This is a genomic window from Photorhabdus sp. RW14-46 (genome assembly GCF_963887965.1).
Lineage (GTDB): Bacteria > Pseudomonadota > Gammaproteobacteria > Enterobacterales > Enterobacteriaceae > Photorhabdus > Photorhabdus laumondii.
The window spans coordinates 1-23,779 of sequence record NZ_CAWPHH010000050.1 but is presented as its reverse complement, the minus strand read 5'-3'; the positions used below and the strand labels follow the sequence as shown (position 1 = coordinate 23,779).

The 23,779-nt window shown below is 48.6% G+C and carries 5 protein-coding genes and 5 pseudogenes; 8 read left to right on the top strand and 2 right to left on the bottom strand.

The window, feature by feature from the left end:
• The 3 genes and pseudogenes from AACQ38_RS22390 to AACQ38_RS22380 all read left to right on the top strand — a co-directional run.
• Positions 1 to 163, top strand: a pseudogene (locus AACQ38_RS22390) (ISKra4 family transposase); the annotation flags it as partial.
• A 56-nt stretch (positions 164 to 219) separates the two neighbouring features.
• Positions 220 to 639, top strand: coding sequence for an H-NS family histone-like protein (locus AACQ38_RS22385; RefSeq protein WP_165579098.1), 420 nt, complete (start codon positions 220 to 222; stop codon positions 637 to 639).
• Between the two features lie 73 nt (positions 640 to 712).
• Positions 713 to 1,550: pseudogene (locus tag AACQ38_RS22380) on the top strand (IS481 family transposase); the annotation flags it as partial.
• 336 nt (positions 1,551 to 1,886) lie between these two features.
• Here the strand turns inward: AACQ38_RS22380 and AACQ38_RS22375 are convergent.
• Positions 1,887 to 2,912 (bottom strand): annotated as a pseudogene (locus AACQ38_RS22375) (IS110 family transposase).
• A 177-nt stretch (positions 2,913 to 3,089) separates the two neighbouring features.
• Here AACQ38_RS22375 and AACQ38_RS22370 point away from each other — a divergent pair.
• From AACQ38_RS22370 to ltrA, 3 genes and pseudogenes are all read left to right on the top strand, one after another.
• The gene (locus AACQ38_RS22370) at positions 3,090 to 3,767 is read left to right on the top strand and encodes a hypothetical protein (protein WP_165579097.1); all 678 of its coding nucleotides are present in this window, start codon (positions 3,090 to 3,092) and stop codon (positions 3,765 to 3,767) included.
• On the top strand, positions 3,667 to 4,368 hold the full coding sequence (locus AACQ38_RS22365; RefSeq protein ID WP_242685658.1) for a transposase: 702 nt from the start codon (positions 3,667 to 3,669) through the stop codon (positions 4,366 to 4,368). Before AACQ38_RS22370 ends, AACQ38_RS22365 begins: the two co-directional genes overlap by 101 nt.
• 578 nt (positions 4,369 to 4,946) lie before the next feature.
• Positions 4,947 to 6,279, top strand: a pseudogene (ltrA, locus tag AACQ38_RS22360) (group II intron reverse transcriptase/maturase).
• A gap of 119 nt (positions 6,280 to 6,398) precedes the next feature.
• Here the strand turns inward: ltrA and AACQ38_RS22355 are convergent.
• Positions 6,399 to 8,042 (bottom strand): cyclic peptide export ABC transporter, encoded by a 1,644-nt coding sequence (locus AACQ38_RS22355; protein WP_165579096.1) that lies wholly within the window; start codon positions 8,040 to 8,042, stop codon positions 6,399 to 6,401.
• Between the two features lie 297 nt (positions 8,043 to 8,339).
• Between AACQ38_RS22355 and AACQ38_RS22350 the strand changes: the two are divergent.
• Positions 8,340 to 9,378, top strand: a pseudogene (locus AACQ38_RS22350) (IS630 family transposase).
• Positions 9,379 to 9,675: 297 nt separating this feature from the next.
• Positions 9,676 to 23,779 (top strand): non-ribosomal peptide synthetase (locus AACQ38_RS22345; protein ID WP_165579095.1); only part of this gene is annotated, 14,104 nt, incomplete at its 3' end.

The following is a 23,779-nucleotide window of genomic DNA, read 5'->3' as shown; positions in this document are numbered from 1 at the left end:
AAAACAGCAGATGCAGTGGAGCCAGCAAGGTGCGCATTACTTACTCCAGACCCGTACAGCCGTACTGAATGATGATTTGAAAACCCAATTTGAGTATTGGTATCCGGGCATAAAATTAGGTGACGAAACGGAGCATTCTTGGGCAGAAAAGATGGCGGCATAAGTGCCCCACGGTTTTTTATGCTCTCCTTAAAGGAAAACTGTTGAGTTCCGTATGACATGAAAGACCACGAGGAGCTCTCTACGCTATCAGCGGCTGAGCGTAGAGAGTTAATAATTGCAGAGTTAAAGCGTAAAAGCCGTATACGAACCCTATTGCGAGGGCTCCCGCTGGATGAGGTCCGGGAGATTATAGACAGAATGAAAGGCGTACTTATTGAACTGGAGGAAGAGTACAGGAAGCGAGAAGAAGAAGAACGAGAAAAGCGAGCTCAGGCCGAACGGATAATGAGCGATATGGAATCTTGCGGAGTGGACATCAGCCTCCTTAATGAGATGTTCTCAAGCAAGTCAGAACCCGATAATGCTAAATATTCAAAAGACGGGGTATTCTGGAGTGGTCAAGGGCGTCGCCCAGATGTTTTTAAAGGGCTTGGTGCTGTTGAGTTGGAACGCTACCGAATACCTCAGAGAAAGTAAAAAAATGAGCGCCGTTAGGATGGGGCGCTCAACTGTGTGATTCATAGACATCGTTTCACTATAATGCCCTATTATGGACAGGGAAATTCAACAGCGATTGCTGTGGGTAAAACTCTATGAAAAGTTTGGTGATGCGGGGCTTGTATGCCGCCGTTGCGGTATCTCGCGCCCCACATTACGTAAATGGTGGCGCAGATATCTGACACAGGGTCTGGCTGGTCTGGAAAGCCATAGCCACCGCCCTAAGCACTCCCCATCAACCAAAGTTGGCCCGAGTGAAGTCGCTCTGATTCTGGAGCTACGTTCCTTTCGGAATCTGAGAGCGCGGCGGATTCAAAGCGAGTTAAAACGACTTCACTCAATCTCTTTGTCTATGGCAACGATCCATAAGATTCTTTGTCGGAGTCAGGTTAAACCCGTTGTTAAATTTCGACGAAAAGCTGATTTCATTCGTTATGAGCGTCCAGTTCCCGGCGATCGTGTTCAGATGGATACCAGTAAAATTGGTCCCGGTTTATATCAGTACACATCTGTAGATGATTGTACTCGCTACAGGGTTTTAAGGCTTTATTCACGCCGTACGGCTGCAAACACACTGGATTTTATTGATTGTATTATTGAATAAATGCCTTTCCCGATACAGCGTATTCAGACTGACCGGGGAAGAGAGTTTTTTGCCGTTAAGGTACAGGAAAAATTAAAAAAGTACGGTATAAAGTTCCGCCCAAACAAACCTGCTTCTCCCCACCTTTAATGGCAAAGTTGAGCGTTCCCAAAAGACGGACAAGGCTGAGTTTTATGCCACAGTGGACCTCACTGGCGCTGGTCTGAAGGATCTACTGGCAGAATGGCAGCACTACTACAATTGGGAACGCCCTCATAGCGCTCATAACGGTAAAACTCCGATGGAGACATTATTGGATGGAAAACGGCTCTGGGCAGAAAAGAATCTGAACCAGATTTAACCTGACAGATACCTGTATAAATAACCGGTAACTGTCATATATGGACGTCCCATAATATTCAACTTTTTTCAGTGACGCAGTACATGGCTAATGTCGGTTCACGGTCATATATCCGGCGTCTGGCAATCATGTAAATTTGCTGCGCCATGGTGAAGTCCGAACCTTGCCTCCTCATCAGATCGACGGATTAAAAATCCTCGACAGTTTCAGGTTCTTGCAAGGCCGGATAACCGTTTAGCTCATCAACTGTAGTCAACTTTATCGAAAATGAAACCGATTTATTTAAGCAAAGGCTTTGCTCATCTGAAACACTTCTTTATTAGCCATGATTGACCAGCATATCCGGGCACATTTATTGGCGTAAGCGACACACGCTTTATTAAATCCCCGCCGGTTAACCAAAGATTGCATCCAATCACCGAGCGCATCATGTCGTAATGCTCTGCGCTGTATGGCTGCTCTGGCTCCATGGATTAAAATACCCCGCAGGTATCGGTTGCCATTTTTAGTGATCTTGCCTAACTGTGTTTTCCCACCACTACTGGCCTGTCGGGGCACTAATCCTAGCCAAGCGGCCATTTGCCTGCCGTTATTAAATTGTTTTCCATCACCGATATAAGCGATCATCGCGGAGGCAATCAGGGGGCCAATACCGGGAATCGATTGTAATTGCTGCTACTGAGCCGTTTGCGATGATAGCGACTTGAGGGTTTCTTCTATTTCCTCTGTTTGTTGAATCAGCTTCAGCCAGTCTTCATAGAGTTGTTTCAAAATCCTGCGGGCAATCATCGTTAATCCATTTTCTGCATCTTCAAGTGCATCATGCAGCGATTGCCTGAAAGGTGCCGAGCGTTGTGGAAAAACAATGCCATATTCTGCTGCCAGTCCTCTGATTTGATTAGAGAGAACAACGCGTTTTTGAACTAATGATTGTCGGACATTATGGAGAACACAGAGGTCTTGTTGAGATAAATTTTTTACCGGAACAAAATGCATATCAGGTCGATTCGCCGCTTCACAGATTGCCAGCGCATCATTGGCATCATTTTTATGGTTTTTAACGAAAGCTTTCACGTGCTGAGGTGGGATAAGGCAAACCTTAAAACCAAGATTTTCAATCGTTCGTGCCCAATAGTGGGCGGAGCTACAGGCTTCCATAGCAACTAAAGTCTCAGGTTCCATTTGTCTAACAGCATCCAGTAATCGACTTCGGGTAATCTTTTTATTAAACACCACGTGATTACCGTTAAGCAAACAAAGCTGAAAAACAGATTTAGCGAGATCAATACCGAGAATTTTATGATACATAACATAGAAACATTTCAATTCTTGACAGAAATAATCGACGAAATAGTACAGTTATTCTAAAGTATTTATAACTTGTGAGCCTCCACTATTTTGTTTTCGCTGACAAAACGTTGTTTGTGTTTCAAGCACCTTAGTCCCCCATCTTAAACGAAATTCAGGTTATTTAGGGAACCACTTATGAAAATATACAGACACGCCGTATTGCCGATAGCCCTTAGAGTGGCTTTGTTTTTTCCTGGCATAAGCGTTAATGCAATAGCGGCCTCACCATGCGGCTCTTCGAACACGACGTCCATTTCCGGTGATGAAACAGAACCCTATAATCTGTCAAGTGGTGAAAATCTTCTTGTCAATAAAGGCGCATCGATTGATGCCCCTAGGGGGCAACCAACTACATCAGATCCTTACGGACTGAAATACAGTGCAGTCAATGTCGGTGAGAACAATAATATAGCACCAAAAACTTTAGTTGATTGCATTGAGAATAATGGCGTTTTGCAGGGAACTAATGGAGTCATAGTAACTTACAGTGGTTCTGTTGGAACGCTACTCAATCACGGAACAATAAGTGGAGTGATGGGAGCCATTTGGGCTTCTGGCCACATAAACACGTTAGATAATTATGGCTCAATCAAATTGATTGATGCTTCTAATTCATATAATTCAATACAGATCCAGCTGGCGAGTAACGCAGATAAGAGTGACCAATCTGGAAGCATAGATACCATCATAAATCGGGAGAAAGGATACTATTTTGAAACCTCGGGAACATACCACAGACACACACGGCTATACCGAGATAATCTTCGCTTTGTGCTATTTACTGGGATATTACTTCATGCCCAGGATACGTGACCTGAAGGATCAACAACTTTACCGGGTGGAGCGTTATGTCAATTATAGTGTGTTCATGCCGCTGTTGAGTAAAACCGCCGATCTCAGCATCATTGAAGAGCAATGGGACGAAATGATTCATGTGGCTCAGTCACTCAAAAAACGAACCGCCCCGGCGCATGTGATTGTAGAGCGCTTGACCAACAGTTTTCCTTCCGACAGGTTATCAAAAGCCTTCACCAATCTGGGGCGAATCATCAAAACAGAGTATATCTTACGCTATATTACCGATGAAAATTTACGTCGTACCGTTCAACGCCAACTCAACAAAGGCGAATACCGTCACAATTTGCCACGCTGGATCTTCTTTGCCAATCAGGGAGAATTTACGACCGGTGATTATGTGGAGATAATGAATAAGGCGAGTGCTTTAAGCTTGGTATCTAATGCGATTCTGTACTGGAATACGACCAGAATTAGCCACATTGTTGATGAGCTCCGTCGACAAGGTGCAACACTGGAAAACGAGATACTCGCACACATTTCTCTATTGCCTTATAAGCACGTCCTGCCGAACGGCACATATTTCGTCGAAAGTCCGACTGAGCAGGACGGAGATTAGAAAACTGGCTCCATTTCGCATTGCTGAGTTTTATACCATAATTTACGGTTTGAGTCGTGATAATGAATGTGAAACCGTAAGTTTCTGTTCAAATGCTCCGTGCGCTGTGAAAAGCTGCATTTATCTTGCAGGTGAAAGTCCTGTTCCGGAAGGCATAGCCAGTGCCACCGGATAGCGAGTCTTGCGCCGTCCTGGGTAACTTGGAGGGTGAAGCGTAGATAGCGAAGCATTCGAGCCGAAACCAAAGGGTGAACGTGATACCCCCGAAATTGAACTAATTGTGGGAGCCGACAGGTTGGAGCACCTGGCAGGCAACAGGTTACCGGAGGCCATACTGGCAAATTGCCAAAGGAAACCAACCACCGGGGGCGCAGGCGTCAGCGAGTTTGCAGAGATGAATGACGGAACACAGGAGATCCGGAGGGCTCCCTGAGGAACGGGGTATCTGTGGCACAAGTGCCAAACACAAGGCCACAGAAATGGCTTTCCGGAAGTCGGAGTCAGCCATAGTAGTAATGAAGCGAGTAATGACCGTGGAGCGAAGGGCTGGCAGACAGATCGAACGTAAGAGGGCAACAATGACCGTACACAGCAACGACGGACTATCATGGTTAACAAAACTTGAGCGTATAGGCGAGAAATCAGCAGGTAACAAACAACTGGTGTTCAATAACTTGGGGCACCTGTTAAACAGTGACATGCTGAAAGGGCAATTCCTGCGGCTTGACGGGAGTAAAGCTGTGGGTATTGATCGCATGACAAAAGCCGCTTACGGTGAACACCTTGATGAGAATATTCATAATCTCATTTTGCGAATACGCAGAGGGGCGTACCACCCGAAAGCCGCCAGAGTCACCGAGATCCCAAAAGAAGACGGCAGTAAACGACCTTTAGCGATTTCGTGCACAGAGGACAAACTTATCCAGCTTGCGGTCAGTGATATCCTCAGCCGGATCTATGAACCGATGTTTATGCCCAGCTCTTACGGTTTTCGGCCGGGATTAAATTGTCATGCGGCATTAAAGGCGCTACAGCAGCAAACACTCCGTAACTGGAATGGTGCCGTAGTGGAAATTGACATCCGAAAGTATTTCAACATGATACCTCATGATGAGCTGATGAATTTACTTCGGAAGAAAATATCAGATCGCCGTTTCCTCAGATTGATCGAGGTATTAATCACGGCGCCCGTCATAGTGGGTAAAGAGACATCCAGCAATGTGTGCGGGTGTCCGCAAGGTTCAATCCTGTCGCCGGTGCTGGCCAATATCTACCTGCATCATGTGATAGACGAATGGTTTGATGAAATCAGCCGTTCCCATATCCATGGACGGGCAGAGATGGTGAGGTATGCTGATGACATGGTGTTTACTTTCCAGTATCCCAGTGAAGCTAAACGTTTCTACAAAGTATTACCTAAGAGACTGAATAAGTACGGCTTGGAGTTGCATGAAGACAAATCGCAATTAATTCCTGCGGGTCACATTGCGGCAATGCGAGCTAACCAGTCAGAAAAACGCTTGCCAACGTTCAATTTTCTGGGATTTACCTGCTATTGGGGGAAAACGCGAAAGGGTTTCTGGCGACTGAAATATACCAGCCGAAAAGACCGTTTCGCCGCTAAATTGAAGGGACTCAGGGACTTTCTATGGAAGAATCTGAGCACCGACAAACGGCAAATCCTGAATACCGTCATCAGAGTGATCAGAGGCTGGATAAATTATCACGGCATATCTGATAACCAGAGACGAGTTGGGCAGTTTATCTACCAAAGTATGCGAATAATCTATAGATGGTTCAACCGTAAAGGTGGTCGTCGCCGACTGACGTGGAAAAAAGCTGAATCTGATCCTGAAAATGCTGGGTTATCCAACTAAATGGAAAACCCGATCTATACTCTGGGCTCGCTGAATATGTGTGGGGACACTGATCTGTCGGGAGCCGGATGCGGTAGTTCCGCACGTCCGGTTCTGAGGAGGGGCCCGTCTGGGTAACCGGCGGGTCTACTCAACCGCTAGTCCTATTATCGCTCAATCATTCTTGGCAAGAAACTGACCATTCTCCAGTTTAATACAATGGTCAGCCAAGTGAAAAAAGCGATCGTCATGTGTGATCGCTAGTACTGCCTTACCGCGTGCTGCCAATTCAGGCAGGAGTTCTCGGTAAAAAACTTTCTTAAATAGAGGGTCCTGATCAGCTGCCCATTCATCGAACAGATAGAATGGACGGTCTTCTAAGTAAGCAACCACCAGAGCGAGGCGTTTCCTTTGCCCGAGTGACAAATCGCGAGTTGAGAAACAACCATTTTCAATCTTTACTTTATGCTCTAAATGTAATTTGGAGAGCAATGCATTAGCACGTATGTCCAATGTTGAATCCGCATTATTCAGGCCTATCAGTGATTCGAAGAGGTGGTAATCAGAGAAGATCGCTGAGAATAGTTGACGATAATTTACTCTATTTTTATCAGTGATAGGATGTCCATCAACAGTAATTGTGCCGCTTTCTGGCGCGTAGAGACCGACTAACAACTTAGCGAGAGTCGTTTTGCCGCTACCATTCCCTCCTATCAGAAAGGTGATTTCTCCCCGCTTAAGTTCCATATCAATTGGGCCAAGTTGGAATATTTCATCTTCTTTTTCTCGATAATAACTGTGAGTAAGATTAGACAGATAGAGAGTATCAATTTCACCGAATTGGTTGGCAGTTACTGGCTGCATAATGGATTCTTGCTCATCCAGTTCAGCAAGCACATCTCCGATACGGTTCAGTGATACACGAGCTGCGTTCAGGGTTGGAATACTACCCAGCACACCATCTAATGGCATCAACATAAACAGAAAGACAATTAAATAACTTGCCAGTGTCGATGCTTCAATATGGGGTATTACAGTCGGGACGAATATCACCATGCCTAGAAATATATAAAATAAAAAGAAGATCCAACCAGTACCAAAGGCGTAAACACTGTATGCTCGAGTACGATGCCGACGTACATTATCGATTTCACTGCTAAGTGAGTGAGTAAAGAAAGCTTGAGCGCGCGAAGAGTGTAGTTTTAGTTCTTTTGCTCCAGAGAATAGTGCATTGAAATGGTTGAATATACGATCTTGTGCTTGACCTGCTGACTTGAGCGAGGTGATTGCCCGACTCTCTCCAAGGTTATAGCCGATTGAACCAATAACAACGACAACTAATGCTAAAAGGAACACTGTCCACGACAGCCACGCGAGATAACTCAAGCAACCCAGCACAATTGAACTCTGCATCATGATATTGGGCAAAGTGAAAAACAATATTGACACATTACTGGTATCGTCGGTAATGATGGACTGACCACGAGAAGCACCGAGCATCTCAATCTGACGGAAAGATGCGCTGGCAATGCGTTCTGAGATAATTTCCCGCATTTTCGCTATCGTATTCTGACCCAATTTAGCGAAAATGACGTCACTGAATATGCGACAGGCGATAGCTAATATCACCAGGATACTGAAATACCAGACTAGTGAGGAATAGTTATTACTGGGAGTGACCAAAGCCCTGTTAAGTAATGCGACCAATGAAACGCTGAAAATACCATTGGCAATACTTGCAAAGGTAGCGATGGCAAGTGCCCAACGAGAACGGTATAAAAGTGCGAATAAAGTCTGTTTGATTGTCGATTTATTCATTTATTATCCCATAAACCAGTATGTCACATTGAATAATTTATTTGGTAAAGTAAGTGGTTAGATAATAAAAAGAAATAAAAATAGTGGATTTAATTAATGAATGCAATTTTTATACTGTATCTTAATATGTTCGCCTTAACATTTTAAATATCACTCCATAATATAAATTATGGATATATTTTATTTCCGCGAATAAAAATAATGCCGTAATAAAAATTAAAATGTGCATTTTAAATATATACCAATCGTCATTGAAGATGCTTGATTTCTTATCCCAATCCGATCATGCTTACAACCATGAAAATTCATCTGATGCCAGAACAAAAACGCGCCCTTGAATTGATGCATGATACCACTCGAGACAGTCGAGTCTGTGATCGCATCAAGGCCGTTCTTTTGGCGTCAGAGGGCTGGACAGCTCAGATGATTGCACAGGCCTTACGTATTCATGAGAGTACGGTAAGCCGTCATCTAAAAGATTTCATTGCACAGGAAAAGCTCACTCCGGAAAATGGCGGCTCTGAAAGCCATCTCTCTGCCGAACAAACCGCCGCTCTGATTGGATTATTTGACGGCAAATTTGATGCATACTACCGCCCAAATTGTGGCCTATGTCCGAGCACGTTGGCAGGTTTCTTTCAGCGTGGCTGGCATGACGAAATGGCTTCACCGCCAAGGTTTCAGCTACAAAAAAACCAAGGGAGTGCCGCATAAATTCGATGCGGATAAACAGCAACAATTTATTGATGACTACCAATCTCTGAAAAATGGAGCGGGCCAGAATGAGCCGATCCTATTTATTGATGCGGTGCATCCTTCACAATCCACAAAGCTCAGTTATGGTTGGATGAAAGCCGGAGAAAATCAGGTAAAAGTCGTCGAAACCACCGGCAGTCGTACTCGTCTCAATATTCTGGGTGCCCTCAATTTACAACGCATTGAAGACACGGTGATCCGTGAGTATCCGAGTATCAATGCTGAAAACATCGCGTATTTTTTCGGGGCGCTGCGGGAAACTTACCCGCTTTCGCAAAAAATCCATATTATTCTGGATGGTGCGGGTTACCACCGCGCAGAGTTGGTGAAAGAGATGGCGTATGTCCTGAATATTGAATTGCATTACCTGCCGCCTTATAGCCCAAATCTCAATCCGATAGAGCGATTGTGGAAGTATATGAATGAGCAAGTACGTAATAATGCTTATTTTCCGGATACGAAAACGTTTCGTGAAACCCTTCGTCACTTTTTTCATGTCGCGTTGCCAGAAAAAGCGAAAGAATTGACGACTCGACTGACTGACAATTTTCAGATTTTAAAACCTGCATCTTCAAGTTAGATTGGTATACATTGTTTTTTATATTTACATGGTTTAATGGCTAACGATGAAAACGGTTTTCGCCATTCATCAAATATTAAACATGTTAAATAAGCTATATTTCATATTTTTTGCTGTAGTGTTTTTTTATATTATTTTAACCTGTAGAAAATATTTTATAAGATTTTTTAAATGGTATAATTCAGTTGATGTATTAATTTCACTCTTATCAAATTAATTGAATGAATAATAACAGATGTTTTGATAATCATAAAATTAATAACCTTAAAATAACGAGAAAATTCGGTGAGGTAATAAATGAAAGATAACATTGCTATAGAGGGAAATATGTTTAAAAGCGAAGCACTTTTTCAGTGGTTAGATGGAATTATTGCACATCATATAAATAAAACATCGATCCCGTCACGGAAGTGCGTTGTCGTCGGAGGAACACCCTTGGCGGTGTCCTGTGCTAAACAAATTCAATCCGCCGGGCATATTATACAGGCAGTGTTATCGACCGACAGTGTTCTACAGACATGGGCTGAACAGCAAGGGATTGATTGGGTTAATTCAGTGGATGAATTACAGGAATATATCCGGTTACAGCCCGTTGATTGGCTTTTTTCTATCGACAACCCAATTATTTTGCCTGAATTGTTAATTCAACAAATTCATGGGGGTGTTTTTAATTATCATGATAGCTATGCAGTGTCAGCGAGGGAAACTTCAGAACCGTTTTGGTATAAGCGCCTTATCACCCAACAACCTGCTCATTTACCTTTCGATATTCCCCATAGGACTACAGAACCCCGCTGGATAACCAGCCCTTGGCAGTTCGCGTTTCCCCAAGGCAATTTTTCTCAAGACGACTTTCTTCAAGGTAATTCTTCTCAAGACTATAAAGATCTGAAAAAAGTGTCATGGAAAACATTGTTGCAAGCATTTGTTATCTATTTGGCGCGTCTGAACCAGCAGACGATGTTCCAGATTGGTTGGTGTGTAGGATCAAACGATGACTTATCAAATGTGGCATCGGTAGTACCTATGACCCTTGAGGTTGTATTTGATAAACCGTGGTGTGACGTTTCTGACGTCGTTGATAATGAGCTGGCACAGCACGGCACATACAGCCGTGATCTTTTTTCGCATTATCCTGTATTGAGCACTATTCCGGCATTAAAAACACGTCATCCATGGCCGATAGCGGTCTCGGTGATGCAGGATGATCGATTATGTGATCAAGCAAGCGCAGGCGAGTTATTGACATTCCAGATAAATACACAGGGCGGTTTTCGTTGGATTTATGATGAAAATCGTTTGGATATGGCCGTAATCCTGCGAATGAATGAGCATTTACAGATGTTATTGTCATCTAAAAGGACAGATGACGAAACCCCCATCGGGCAGCTTAATTTGCTTCCTAAAGCAGAACGGACATTGTTATTAGAAACCTGGAATGAGACAGAAACACCTTATCCTGAAAAATTATGTATTCACCAGTTGTTTGAACAACAGGTAGTGAAAACACCAGAAGCGACGGCTCTGGTGTACGAAGATCAATCTTTCAGCTATGCGGAACTCAATGCCCATGCCAATCGGCTGGCGCATCAATTAATTGAGCTGGGAGTAAGGCCAGAACAGAGCGTTGCTATTTACATGTCACGTTCACCGGCCATGGTGATCGGGATATTGGCGATACTGAAAGCCGGCGGGGCCTATGTACCGCTCGATCCAAATTATCCTGCCGAACGCTTGGCATATATGCTCGAAGATGCCGCTCCCATTGTGTTACTGACGCAAAAACAACTGCCCGCACAGTTAACCAATAAGTTGGTTAGCCGGATACCGACCGTTTTCTATGATCTGCAAGAAGTTGAAACCATGCCGACAGATAATCCTGATGCACAGGCCATAGGGCTGTCATCACACCATCTGGCGTATGTGATCTATACTTCTGGCTCTACCGGATTGCCCAAAGGTGTTGCGATTGAGCACGGTAATACCGTGAATTTTCTCTTCTGGGCCAAACAAAATTTCAGTGCTGAAGAGCTATCACACACACTTTTTGCCACTTCGCTGAATTTTGATTTGTCGGTATACGAATGTTTTGCCCCTTTAATTTCCGGTGGCACTACGTATATTGTTCCTGATGCTCTTTCGCTGGCAACCACGGAACCCAAAGCACACCACCTACATCCCATCAGCCTTATCAATACCGTACCTTCAGCTATTGCGTATTTGGCCGATAGCGACGCGATCCCGAAAACCATCCGAACCATCAACTTAGCGGGTGAAGCATTGAAACCGTATATCGTTGAGCGTTTATTTGCCTCTTCTCCGGTACAGGATATTTGCAACCTGTATGGTCCTTCGGAAACAACGACCTATTCGATCTGGACTCGGATGAACAGAACAACGGGTTTTGTTGCTCATATCGGTCGTCCAATCGCGAATACACGTATCTACATTCTCGATACACAAGGTCAACCTGTGCCACTGGGAATACCCGGAGAAATTTATATTGCGGGTCAAGGTGTCGCACGAGGTTATCTGAACCAGCCTGAGCTGACAGCAGCTCGTTTTCTGACCGATCCATTTAGTGATAAGCCTCATGCGCGTATGTATCGTACCGGTGATTTGGGACGTTACCGGTTGGATGGCAACCTTGAATTTTTGGGGCGGAATGACCAACAGGTAAAAATCCGGGGCTTCCGCATTGAGCCGGGAGAAATTGAATCTCGATTGATAACGCACCCAGCGGTACGTGAATCGGTGGTATTGGTACGGGGTGATGGGTTAGAGAAGCGACTAGTGGTGTATGTGGTGGCCGATGCAGCGGGGGGATTGGTGAACCAGTTGCAAGCATATCTCAGTTCAGTATTACCTGAGTTTATGGTGCCGGCGGCATTTGTGCGTCTGGATACCTTTCCGTTGACTCCGAATGGTAAGTTAGATCGCCAGGCACTACCGGCGCCCGGGGAAGAAGATGTAGTCCGACAAATTTATGAAGCACCGCAGGGTGAAGCCGAAATAGTGTTAGCGGCCATTTGGGGTGAATTACTGGACATAACGCAAATTAGTCGACATGACAATTTCTTCACGCTGGGCGGCCATTCTCTGCTGGCAGTACGGATGATAGAACGCCTGCGTCAGTCGGAAATGACATTGGCAGTACGCGATCTGTTTCAGACGCCAGTGCTTTCAGATCTGGCAAAAACGTTGGGACAACACCGTGCCGTAGACGTACCTGCTAATGTCATTACCCCGGATATCACGGCACTCACGCCGATGATGTTGCCATTGATAGATCTGACACAAGCGGATATTGATTATCTCGTCAAACTAATGCCGGGCGGCCTGCGTAATATTCAGGACATCTATGCTCTGTCACCCTTGCAGGACGGGATCTTATTCCACCATTTACTGGCAAATGAGGGCGATCCGTACTTGCTGACGGGTCAGATGATGTTTGCAGACCGGAATTTGCTGGATCGGTATTTAGCGGTCATGCAGCAGGTAGTCAATCGTCACGATATCCTGCGAACCGCTTTTGTCTGGCAAGGGCTGTCAATGTCGGCGCAAGTAGTCTTGCGTCAGGCCACGTTATCGGTCACTGAACTGACATTAGATCCGGCAGAAGGGCCGGTGGGTGAGCAGTTAAGCCAGCGTTTTGATCCCCGCCATTTTCGCCTTAACTTAAGTGAGGCGCCATTACTACAGTTTGTGATTGCTCAGGAAACAGAGGGTCGTTGGTGTTTACTGGAAATACAGCACCACTTGATTGGTGACCATACTACGTTGGAAATGATGCACCATGAAGCCTGGGTATATCTGGCAGGTCAAGAAAAGACACTGCCGGCACCGGCGCCGTTCCGCAATCTGGTGGCTGAGGCCCAGTTAGGCGTTAGCCCGGAAGCGCACACTCGTTTCTTCACGGATATGCTGGCAGATGTGACAGAGCCGACACTGCCGTTCGGCATGGCGGAAGTACACCGTGACGGTTCGCAGGTAACAGAATACCAGCGGATGTTAACTGCGGAACTGAATCATCGCCTGCGTCATCAGGCCCGGCAATTGGGCGTCAGTCTGGCGGCGCTATGCCATCTGGCTTGGGCACAGGTCTTGTCGCGCACCAGCGATCAGGAAAAGGTGGTATTCGGTACCGTGCTGTTCGGACGCATGGCGGCGGGAGAAGGCGCAGACAGCGGGCTGGGATTGTTTATGAATACTTTACCGCTGCGACTGGACATAGATGATACACCGGTGCGGGACAGTGTACAGCAGACCCATACCCGGCTGGCTGAATTATTGGCGCATGAACATGCATCACTGGCGCTGGCGCAACGATGCAGCGGCATTGATAACGCCAGTCCCCTCTTTAGTGCCCTGCTGAACTACCGACATAATGATGCCTCAGCCTTATCCGATAAGTGGATAGACGGGATTGAATTTATTGGCGAGCAAGAACGGACGAATTATCCGTTTGTACTATCGGTAGAGGATTTTGGTGATTCGCTGGGGCTGACGGCTCAGACAGTCCAGCCTTTTGCACCCGAACGGCTGTGTGATTATATGCAGCAGGCGCTGGAGAATCTGGCAGATGCGCTGGAGCATACTCCGGACAGACCGGTACAGTCATTGGACATCCTGCCGGAAGCGGAGCGAACTTTGTTGTTAAGGGACTGGAATGCTACGGAAGCACCGTATCCTGATGCCTTGTGCCTTCATCAGTTATTCGAGCAGCAGGCAGAGAAGAGCCCGGCGGCCATCGCGCTGGTGCATGAAAACCAGACCCTCAGCTATGCCGAACTCAATGCCCGCGCCAACCGGCTGGCCCGTCAGCTCATTGTGCAAGGGGTTCGTCCCGGCGAGCATGTTGCGCTGTTGCTGGAACGTTCGGTGACACTGGTGGTTGCCCAACTGGCAGTACTTAAAGCCAGCGCAGTTTATGTGCCCGTTGATCCGGGTATGCCGAATGAACGACAAAATTGGCTGATCAGTGATTGTGCGGCCCAATTGCTGTTGACGAATAAACAAATGGAAATCCCGGTCGATCTGGCGGTACCGTTCTTCCGCATAGAAATAGAAGAAGATGAAACCGACGCAGGCAGGGAAGCAACAGGCGAGAATCTCAACTTGCCCCGCCTGAGTACGGATGCGGTTTATGTGATGTACACCTCCGGTTCAACGGGGATGCCGAAAGGGGTGGTTGTCTCCCATCGCTCAGTCGCCCGGCTGGTGATCAATAATGGCTATGCGGACATCGGCACCGATGACCGGGTGGCCTTTACCGCAAACCCGGCCTTTGATGCCAGTACATTTGAAGTTTGGGCAGCGCTGCTTAACGGAGGGAGATTGGTGGTTATCGATCACACCACTTTATTAACTCCGCAAGCGTTAGTACGGGTTTTACAACTTCACCGCATCACCATACTGTGGCTGACCATTGGGTTGTTTAATCGGTTGGCGGTAGATCTAACGCCGGTTTTCCCCCAAATTAAGACCCTCATTTTTGGCGGAGAAGTCGCTGATTTACAAGTCATCGCTAACATTCTGAATACTCATGCACCGCAACAATTATTGCAGGCTTATGGTCCCACAGAGGGGACTACCTTTACGACAATGTATCCCATCACTGCATTAATACCGGGAGCGGCCAGCATTCCTCTTGGTCGATCTATTGCGAATACGCGTGTGTATCTGTTTGACACGAAAGGCCAACCCGTACCGCTGGGGGCGGTGGGAGAAATTTATGTTGGTGGCGACGGGATAGCCAAGGGCTATCTGAATCGGCCTGATCTGACAGCAGAACGTTTCCTGCCCGACCCGTATAGTAACAAACCGGACGCACGGATGTATCGCACCGGAGATTTGGCGCGTTATCGGCCGGACGGCAATCTGGAATTTATGGGTCGCAATGACCAGCAAGTGAAAATCCGGGGTTTCCGCATTGAGCCGGGAGAAATTGAAGCCTGTCTGGCCGAACATCCATCGGTACAGGGTTCGGTGGTGCTGGAGGAGAAACAGAATAAGCGACTGGTGGCGTATGTAGTGGCAGAGGAGGAGGAAGGGCTGGTGAGTAGCCTGCGGGATCACCTGAATGCCCGGTTACCGGATTATATGGTGCCGGCAGCATTTGTGTGTTTGGACAGCCTCCCATTGACGCGGAATGGGAAGTTGGATCGCAAGGCACTCCCGGAGCCAGACGGTAAAGCATTTGCCCGCCAACATTATGAAGCGCCACAGGAAGGAACTGAATGGGTATTGGCAACCATTTGGTGTGAATTGCTGGGTATTGAACAAGTCAGCCGGCATGACAATTTCTTTGCACTGGGCGGACATTCATTATTGGCGGTACGAATGATGGAACGCCTGCGCCAATCGGGGCTGGCGCTGGCGGTACGAGAGCTATTTCAGACGCCGGTGTTATCCAGTCTGGCGCAGAAACTAAAACAGAATCAGGCAGTGGTGGTACCTGCCAATGTCATTATCCCCGATACTACAGAACTGACTCCGTCAATGTTACCGCTGATAGATTTGACTCAAAATGATATTGACCACATCGTCGGGCAAGTTCCGGGCGGAGTGAGTAATATTCAGGACATCTATGCCTTGTCACCTTTACAAGATGGGATTTTATTCCACCATTTACTGGCAAACGAGGGTGACCCGTACTTGTTGACTGATCAGATGGTGTTTGCTGATCGATCTTTGCTGGACCGCTATTTAGCCGCCATGCAGCAGGTGGTCAATCGTCATGATATTCTGCGAACCGCCTTTGTCTGGCAGGGACTGTCTGTGCCAGCGCAGGTGGTCTGGCGTCAGACCACGTTATCGGTCACTGAACTGACATTAGATCCGGCAGAAGGGCCGATTGGTGAACAGTTAAGCCAGCGTTTTGACCCGCGCCATTTTCGTCTTAACTTAAGTGAAGCCCCGTTACTGCAGTTTGTGATTGCCCGGGAAGCCGATGGCCGTTGGTGCTTACTGGCATTGCAGCACCATCTGATTGGTGACCATACAACACAGGAAGTGGTGTATCGTGAGGTCCGAGCATACCTGACGGAACAGGCAGCGACACTGCCGGCATCGGTGCCGTTCCGTAATCTGGTGGCTCAGGCTCGGTTAGGGGTCAGTCAGGAAGCGCATACCCGTTTCTTCACGGACATGCTGGCAGCTGTGACAGATCCGACATTGCCGTTTGGCCTGGCCGAAGTACACCGTGACGGTTCGCAGATAGATGAATCCCCAAAAATGCTACCCGCTGAGCTAAATAATCGCCTGCGCTATCAGGCGCAGCAATTGGGCGTCAGTCTGGCGGCGTTATGCCATCTGGCCTGGGCGCAGGTCTTGTCACGCACCAGTGGTCAGAAAACGGTGGTGTTCGGCACCGTGCTGTTCGGGCGTATGGCGATGGGAGAAGGTGCGGACAGCGGGCTGGGGCTGTTTATTAATACCTTACCGTTGCGGCTGGATATTGATAACACGTCGGTTCAGGAGAGTGTACAGCAAGCGCATACCCAGCTGGCCGGATTATTGACGCATGAACATGCGTCACTGGCGCTGGCTCAACAATGCAGTGGTATTGACAACGGAAGCCCTCTTTTTAGTGCCCTGCTGAACTACCGGCATAATGATGTTTCGGCAATATCTGGTGAACTGATAAGCGGGGTCGAATTTGTTGGCAGCCAGGAACGAACAAACTATCCCTTCGTACTGTCAGTGGAAGATTTTGGTGATTCGCTGGGGCTGACAGCTCAGGTTATTCAGCCGTTTTCCCCTGAGCGGCTATGTGATTATATGCAGCAGGCGCTGGAGAGTCTGGCGGATGCGCTGGAGCATACTCCGGACAGACCGGTACAGTCATTGGACATCCTGCCGGAAGCGGAGCGAACTTTGTTGTTAAGGGACTGGAATGCTACGGAAACACCGTATCCTGACACTTTGTGTCTTCACCAGTTATTTGAGCAGCAGGCAGAGAAGACCCCGGCGGCCACCGCGCTGGTACATGAAAACCAAACTCTCAGTTATGCTGAACTCAATGCCCGCGCCAACCGGTTGGCTCGTCAGCTTATTGCGCAAGGGGTTCATCCCGGCGGACATGTAGCGCTGTTGCTGGAACGTTCGGTGACACTGGTGGTTGCCCAACTGGCGGTGCTTAAAGCTGGTGCGGTTTATGTGCCTATTGATCCAGGTATGCCGAATGAGCGAAAAAGTTGGCTGCTCAGTGATTGTGCGGCCCAACTGCTGATGACGAATAAACAAATGGAAATCCCAGTCGATCTGGCGGTACCGTTCTTTCGCATAGAGGATGAAACTGACGCAGGCAGGGAAGCAACAGGCGAGAATCTCAACTTGCCCCGCCTGAGTACGGATGCGGTTTATGTGATGTACACTTCCGGTTCAACGGGGATGCCGAAAGGGGTGGTTGTCTCTCATCGCGCAGTTGTCCGGCTGGTGATTAATAATGGCTATGCGGATATCGGCCCGGATGACCGAGTAGCCTTTACCGCAAACCCGGCCTTTGATGCCAGCACGTTTGAAGTTTGGGCACCGCTACTTAACGGGGGGACGTTAGTAGTTATCGATCACGTCACCTTATTGACTCCGCAAGCGCTGGTGCGAGTTCTACAACTTCACCGCATCACTATACTGTGGCTGACTATTGGGCTGTTTAATCGGCTGGCGGCAGAGCTGGCACCGGTTTTCCCTCAAATCAAAACCCTTATTTTTGGCGGTGATATTCCTGATTTACATGTAATTGCCAGTATTCTGGAGAATAAACAGCCGCAACAACTGTTGCAGGCTTATGGCCCTACAGAAAGTACCACTTTTTCAACAACGTATCGCATTACCACACTGGCAGCGGACGCACGCAATCTGTCCATTGGCCGGCCTATTGCGAATACCTGTGTGTATCTGTTGGATATGGATGGCTTGCCAGTGCCGTTGGGGGCTATTGGTGAAATATATATTGGTGGCGACGGGGTAGCTAAGGGTTATCTGAACCGACCTGATCTGACGGCAGAACGTTTCCTGCTCGATCCGTACAGTGACAAGCTGGGGGCGCGAATGTACCGCACCGGGGATTTGGCCCGTTACCGGCTGGATGGCAACCTGGAATTTATGGGCCGCAATGACCAGCAGGTGAAAATTCGTGGTTTCCGGATTGAGCCGAGGGAAATTGAAAACCGGCTGGCAAATCACCCGGTGGTGCGTGAATCGGCAGTGCTGGCACTGGGAGAGGGACTAGAGAAACGGCTGGTGGCGTATGTGGTAGCAAACGCGGAAGAGGGACTGGTGAACAGCCTGCGTACCCACCTGAACTCAGTGTTACCGGAGTATATGATACCGGCGGCGTTTGTGCGTCTGGACAGCCTTCCGTTAACCCCGAATGGCAAACTGGATCGCCGGGCATTGCCTGTGCCTGATGAAGAAGCGTTTGCCCGACAGATTTATGAAGCTCCTCAAGGGACCATAGAAATGACACTGGCTTCTGTCTGGTGTGAGTTACTGGGCATTGAAAAAATCAGCCGACACGATAATTTTTTCACGCTGGGCGGGCATTCCCTGTTGGCAGTACGAATGATGGCGCATTTACGCCAGTTAGGACTTAAACTGTCGGTGCGTGACCTGTTTCAGACGCCGGTGTTATCCAGTCTGGCGCAGAGATTAGGGCAGTATCGGGCCGTACCGGTGCCTGCCTGCGAGATCACCCCTAAGACAACTGTGCTCACACCAGCCATGTTGCCGCTGATCGACCTGACACAGGCGGATATTGACCGCATCGTCGGGCAAGTGCCGGGCGGAGTGAGTAATATTCAGGATATTTATGCCTTGTCGCCTTTGCAGGACGGGATCTTATTCCACCATTTACTGGCAAACGAGGGCGATCCGTACCTGCTGACCGATCAGATGGTGTTTGCAGACCGGGCTTTGCTGGATCGCTATTTAGCGGCCATGCAGCAGGCCGTCAATCGTCACGATATCCTGCGGACTGCTTTTGTCTGGCAGGGGCTGTCTGTACCGGCACAGGTGGTTTGGCGTCAGGCCACCTTATCGGTCACCGAACCGGTGTTAGATCCGGCAGATGGGCCGATTGGCGAGCAACTCATACGGCGTTTTTCCCCTCACCATTATCGTCTTAACTTAAGTGAGGCGCCGTTACTGCGGTTTGTAATTGCCCAAGAAACGGACGGGCGTTGGGTGGTGGTGCAATTATTGCACCACCTGATTGGTGACCACACCACATTGGATGTGCTGTATCGTGAGATCCAAACCTATCTGGCGGGGCAAGCAGCAACACTGACGGCACCGGTACCGTTCCGCAATCTGGTGGCTCAGGCTCGGTTAGACGTCAGCCCAGAAGCACACACTCGTTTCTTCACGGACATGCTGGCGGACGTGACAGAGCCGACACTGCCGTTTGGTGTGTCTGAAGTGCACCGTGACGGTTCGCAGGTAACGGAACACCAGCGGATGCTAACCACAGAACTGAATCGCCGCCTGCGTTATCAGGCGCAACAGTTGGGGATCAGTCTGGCGGCGTTATGCCATCTGGCCTGGGCACAAGTATTGTCATGTACCAGCGGTCAGGAAAAAGTGGTGTTCGGTACCGTGCTATTCGGACGCATGGCGGCGGGAGAAGGCGCGGACAGCGGACTGGGGCTGTTTATTAACACATTGCCGCTGCGGCTGGATATCGATAACACACCGGTTAGGGACAGTGTACAGCAGGCGCATACCCGGCTGGCTGAGTTATTGGCGCATGAACACGCATCACTGGCGCTGGTCCAACGGTGCAGCAGTATTGATAATGCCACTCCGCTTTTCAGTACCCTGCTGAACTATCGGCATAATGATGCCTCAGCGCTATCCGGTGCCTGGATAAACGGGATTGAATTTGTTGGCGGACAGGAACGGACGAACTATCCCTTTACGCTGTCGGTGGAAGATTTTGGGGATTCGCTGGGACTGACAGCTCAGGTCGTTCAGCCGTTTGCTCCTGAGCGGCTATGCGATTATATGCAGCAGGCGCTGGAGAGTCTGGCAGATGCGCTGGAGCATACCCCGGAAAGGCGGATGCGAACATTAAATATCCTGCCGGAAGCGGAACGAAGCTTGTTGATAAGCGACCGGAATGCCACAGAAACGCCGTATCCTGACACCTTGTGTTTCCATCAGTTATTTGAACAGCAGGTAGAGAAAACCCCGACGGCGACCGCTCTGGTACATGAAAATCAAACTCTCACTTATACCGAACTTAATGCCCGTGCCAATCGGCTGGCGCATCAATTGATTGCCCTGGGAGTCGGGCCAGACCGGTTAGTCGCGATTTGTGTATCACGCTCACCGGCCATGGTGATAGGCATGTTGGCTATCCTGAAAGCGGGTGGGGCTTATGTGCCGCTGGATCCGACTTATCCCAGTGAACGTCTGGCATATATTCTTACCGATACTGATCCGGCTATTGTGCTGGTGAATAACACCGGCAAAGCGGCTCTAGGGCAGGCGCAATTAACCGGACGGACAGTGCTTGATCTGAATACATCGCTGGACTACCCGGACAGCAATCCACAGATACCCGCCTTGACATCCCGGAATCTGGCCTATGTGATTTACACTTCTGGCTCGACCGGTAAGCCGAAAGGTGTGATGGTTGAACATCGAGGTTTATGCAGTGTGATTAGCACGCAGCAAGAGAAGCTGGCTATCGCGCCGGATAGCCGAACCTTGCAATTTGCCTCAAACAGTTTTGATGCCTGTGTTTGGGAATGCTGTCTGACATTATTGGCCGGTGCTTCGCTCTATTTGCCTCAGCCCACAGATATTCTGCTTGGTGCAGCACTGACCCGTTATCTTGCTGATAACAGAATTAGCCATATTCTTTTTTTACCGCCTACTGTGTTAATGGCAATGAATGAACTTCCAGACACAGTAAAAAGCTTGCTGGTAGCCGGAGAAGCGTGTTCAGCTACGCTGGTCAAACGTTGGGCTAAAGGCAGGCAGATGTTCAATGCCTATGGCCCAACAGAAACCACGATTTGTGCAACGCTTTATGCGTGCGATAGTCAGCATAAAAATGCGCCTCCAATTGGTCAGCCTGTCGCCAATGCCCGGATTTATCTCCTCAACGCTGACGGCCAGCCAGTTCCGAACGGTGTGACGGGAGAGATCTATATTGGCGGCGTGGGTGTGGCGCGGGGATACCTGAATCGGCCTGATCTGACGGCAGAACGTTTTCTGCCTGATCCGTACAGTGATAAACCAGATGCACGCATGTATCGCACCGGAGATTTGGCGCGCTATCAGCCGGACGGCAATCTGGAATTTATGGGTCGTAATGATCAACAAGTGAAAGTTCGCGGCTTCCGAATTGAACCGGGAGAAATTGAAGCCCGATTGATGGAACACCCGGCGATGCGCGAATCCGTCGTTTTGGCACAGAGAGCGGGTTCAGAGAAACGACTGGTCGCTTATATCGTAGCGGAAGCAGAAGAAGGGCTGGTGAACAGTCTGAGAGAACATCTGAGTGCGGTTCTGCCGGCGTATATGGTACCGACGGCGTTTATGCGTCTGGATGCTTTGCCGTTAACTCCCAATGGCAAGCTGGACCGCAAGGCTCTGCCAGCTCCGGACAGTGAAGCGTTTGTCCATCAACATTATGAAGCGCCACAGGGAGAAACTGAAATAGCGCTGGCGGCGATTTGGTGTGATTTGCTGGAGGTTGAGCAAGTCAGTCGGCACGATAATTTCTTTGCGCTGGGCGGGCATTCCCTCGTCGCGGTGCGGATGATGAACCGGATAATGACGGTATTGGGTGTCGAGTTGCCGCTGACGGCGTTGTTTAATTCACCTTCACTGATGGCATTAGCTCAGGCGGTACAGCTTATGGTTGATAAACAGGCGCTGGAGAAACAAGACAGTACCGCATTGCCTGCCATCACACCAGTCTTCCGGGAAGGAATACTGCCATTATCCTTCGCCCAACAGCGTTTGTGGTTTCTGGCTCAGCTCGAAGGTATCAGTGAAACGTATCATATTCCTCTCGCGTTGCATTTGCGTGGCCGGCTGGATATAGCTATCTGGCAGCAGGCATTGAACATCATCTTTGCCCGCCATGAAGCGTTGCGCACGGTGTTTATCTCTGTTGATGGTCAGCCACAGGTTCGGTTATTGGCGGCAGATCACGGTTTGCCGTTGGTGCATCATGATCTGCGTGGACGTTCAGATATCGAAACAGCGCTGGAATGCCTGTGCGCAGAGGAAATTTCGGCGCCATTTGAGCTTAGCGATGGTCCGCTTATCCGGGCGGTACTTATCCGGCTAACGGAAGAGGACTCTCAATTTTTACTGATCCAGCATCATATTGTGTCCGATGGCTGGTCGGTCACGGTGCTGATACGTGAACTGAACGCACTCTATACTGCCTTTTTAAACGGGCAGTCGAACCCTTTACCACCGCTGGCAATTCAATACCCAGATTATGCCGTCTGGCAGCATCAATGGCTGTCCGCCGAGCGTACTCAAGTGCAGTCTGACTATTGGCGCTCTGTGCTGGCGGATGCACCCGTGTTGCTGGATTTACCCACAGACAGGCCACGCCCGCCAGAGCAGTCATTTGCCGGTGGCTCTGTTTCTGTTCGCTTAGATCCAGAACTGACCGCTGCCCTCAAACAGTTAAGCCAACAGCACGGCGTTACGTTGTTTATGACTTTGCTATCGGCCTGGTCCATTGTCTTATCGCGCCTGTCCGGCCAGGAAGATATCATTATCGGAACCCCCAGCGCCGGTCGCAGCCGGCAGGAAATAGAGCCGCTGATTGGCTTTTTTGTCAATACGCTGGCATTGCGGATAATTGTTCCGGATGAACTGACCGTGGCGGAATGCCTGACACGCGTTCGGGAAAGTGCATTAGCGGCGCAGGCGCATCAGGATTTGCCGTTTGAGCAGGTGGTGGAAATCGTCCAGCCACCCCGTCGGCTGGCGCATACTCCGCTGTTTCAGGTGCTATTTGCCTGGCAGAACAATGAACCTATGGATTGGACAGTGCCGGAACTGACTGTCACACTGGCTGATCAGGCTTTTGATTTTGTTAGATTTGATCTCGAACTGGAGATGTATGAGGAAGCCGATGAAATTATTGGGACATTGAATTACAGTACCTCTCTGTTTGATAGCTCCACCGTTGAGCGACACAGGGAATATTTACAGATCGTACTGCAAGCGATGGCCGTAAACGCCCAGCAAAAAGTGGGTGAAATGAACATCCTGCCTTTGGCTGAACGCAGATTATTACTGGAAAGCTGGAACCCGACAGAGACACCGTACCCTGCCGCATTATGTATTCACCAGTTGTTTGAGCAGCAGGCCGAGAAAACCCCAGAAGCGATCGCGCTGGCGTATAAAGACCAGACTC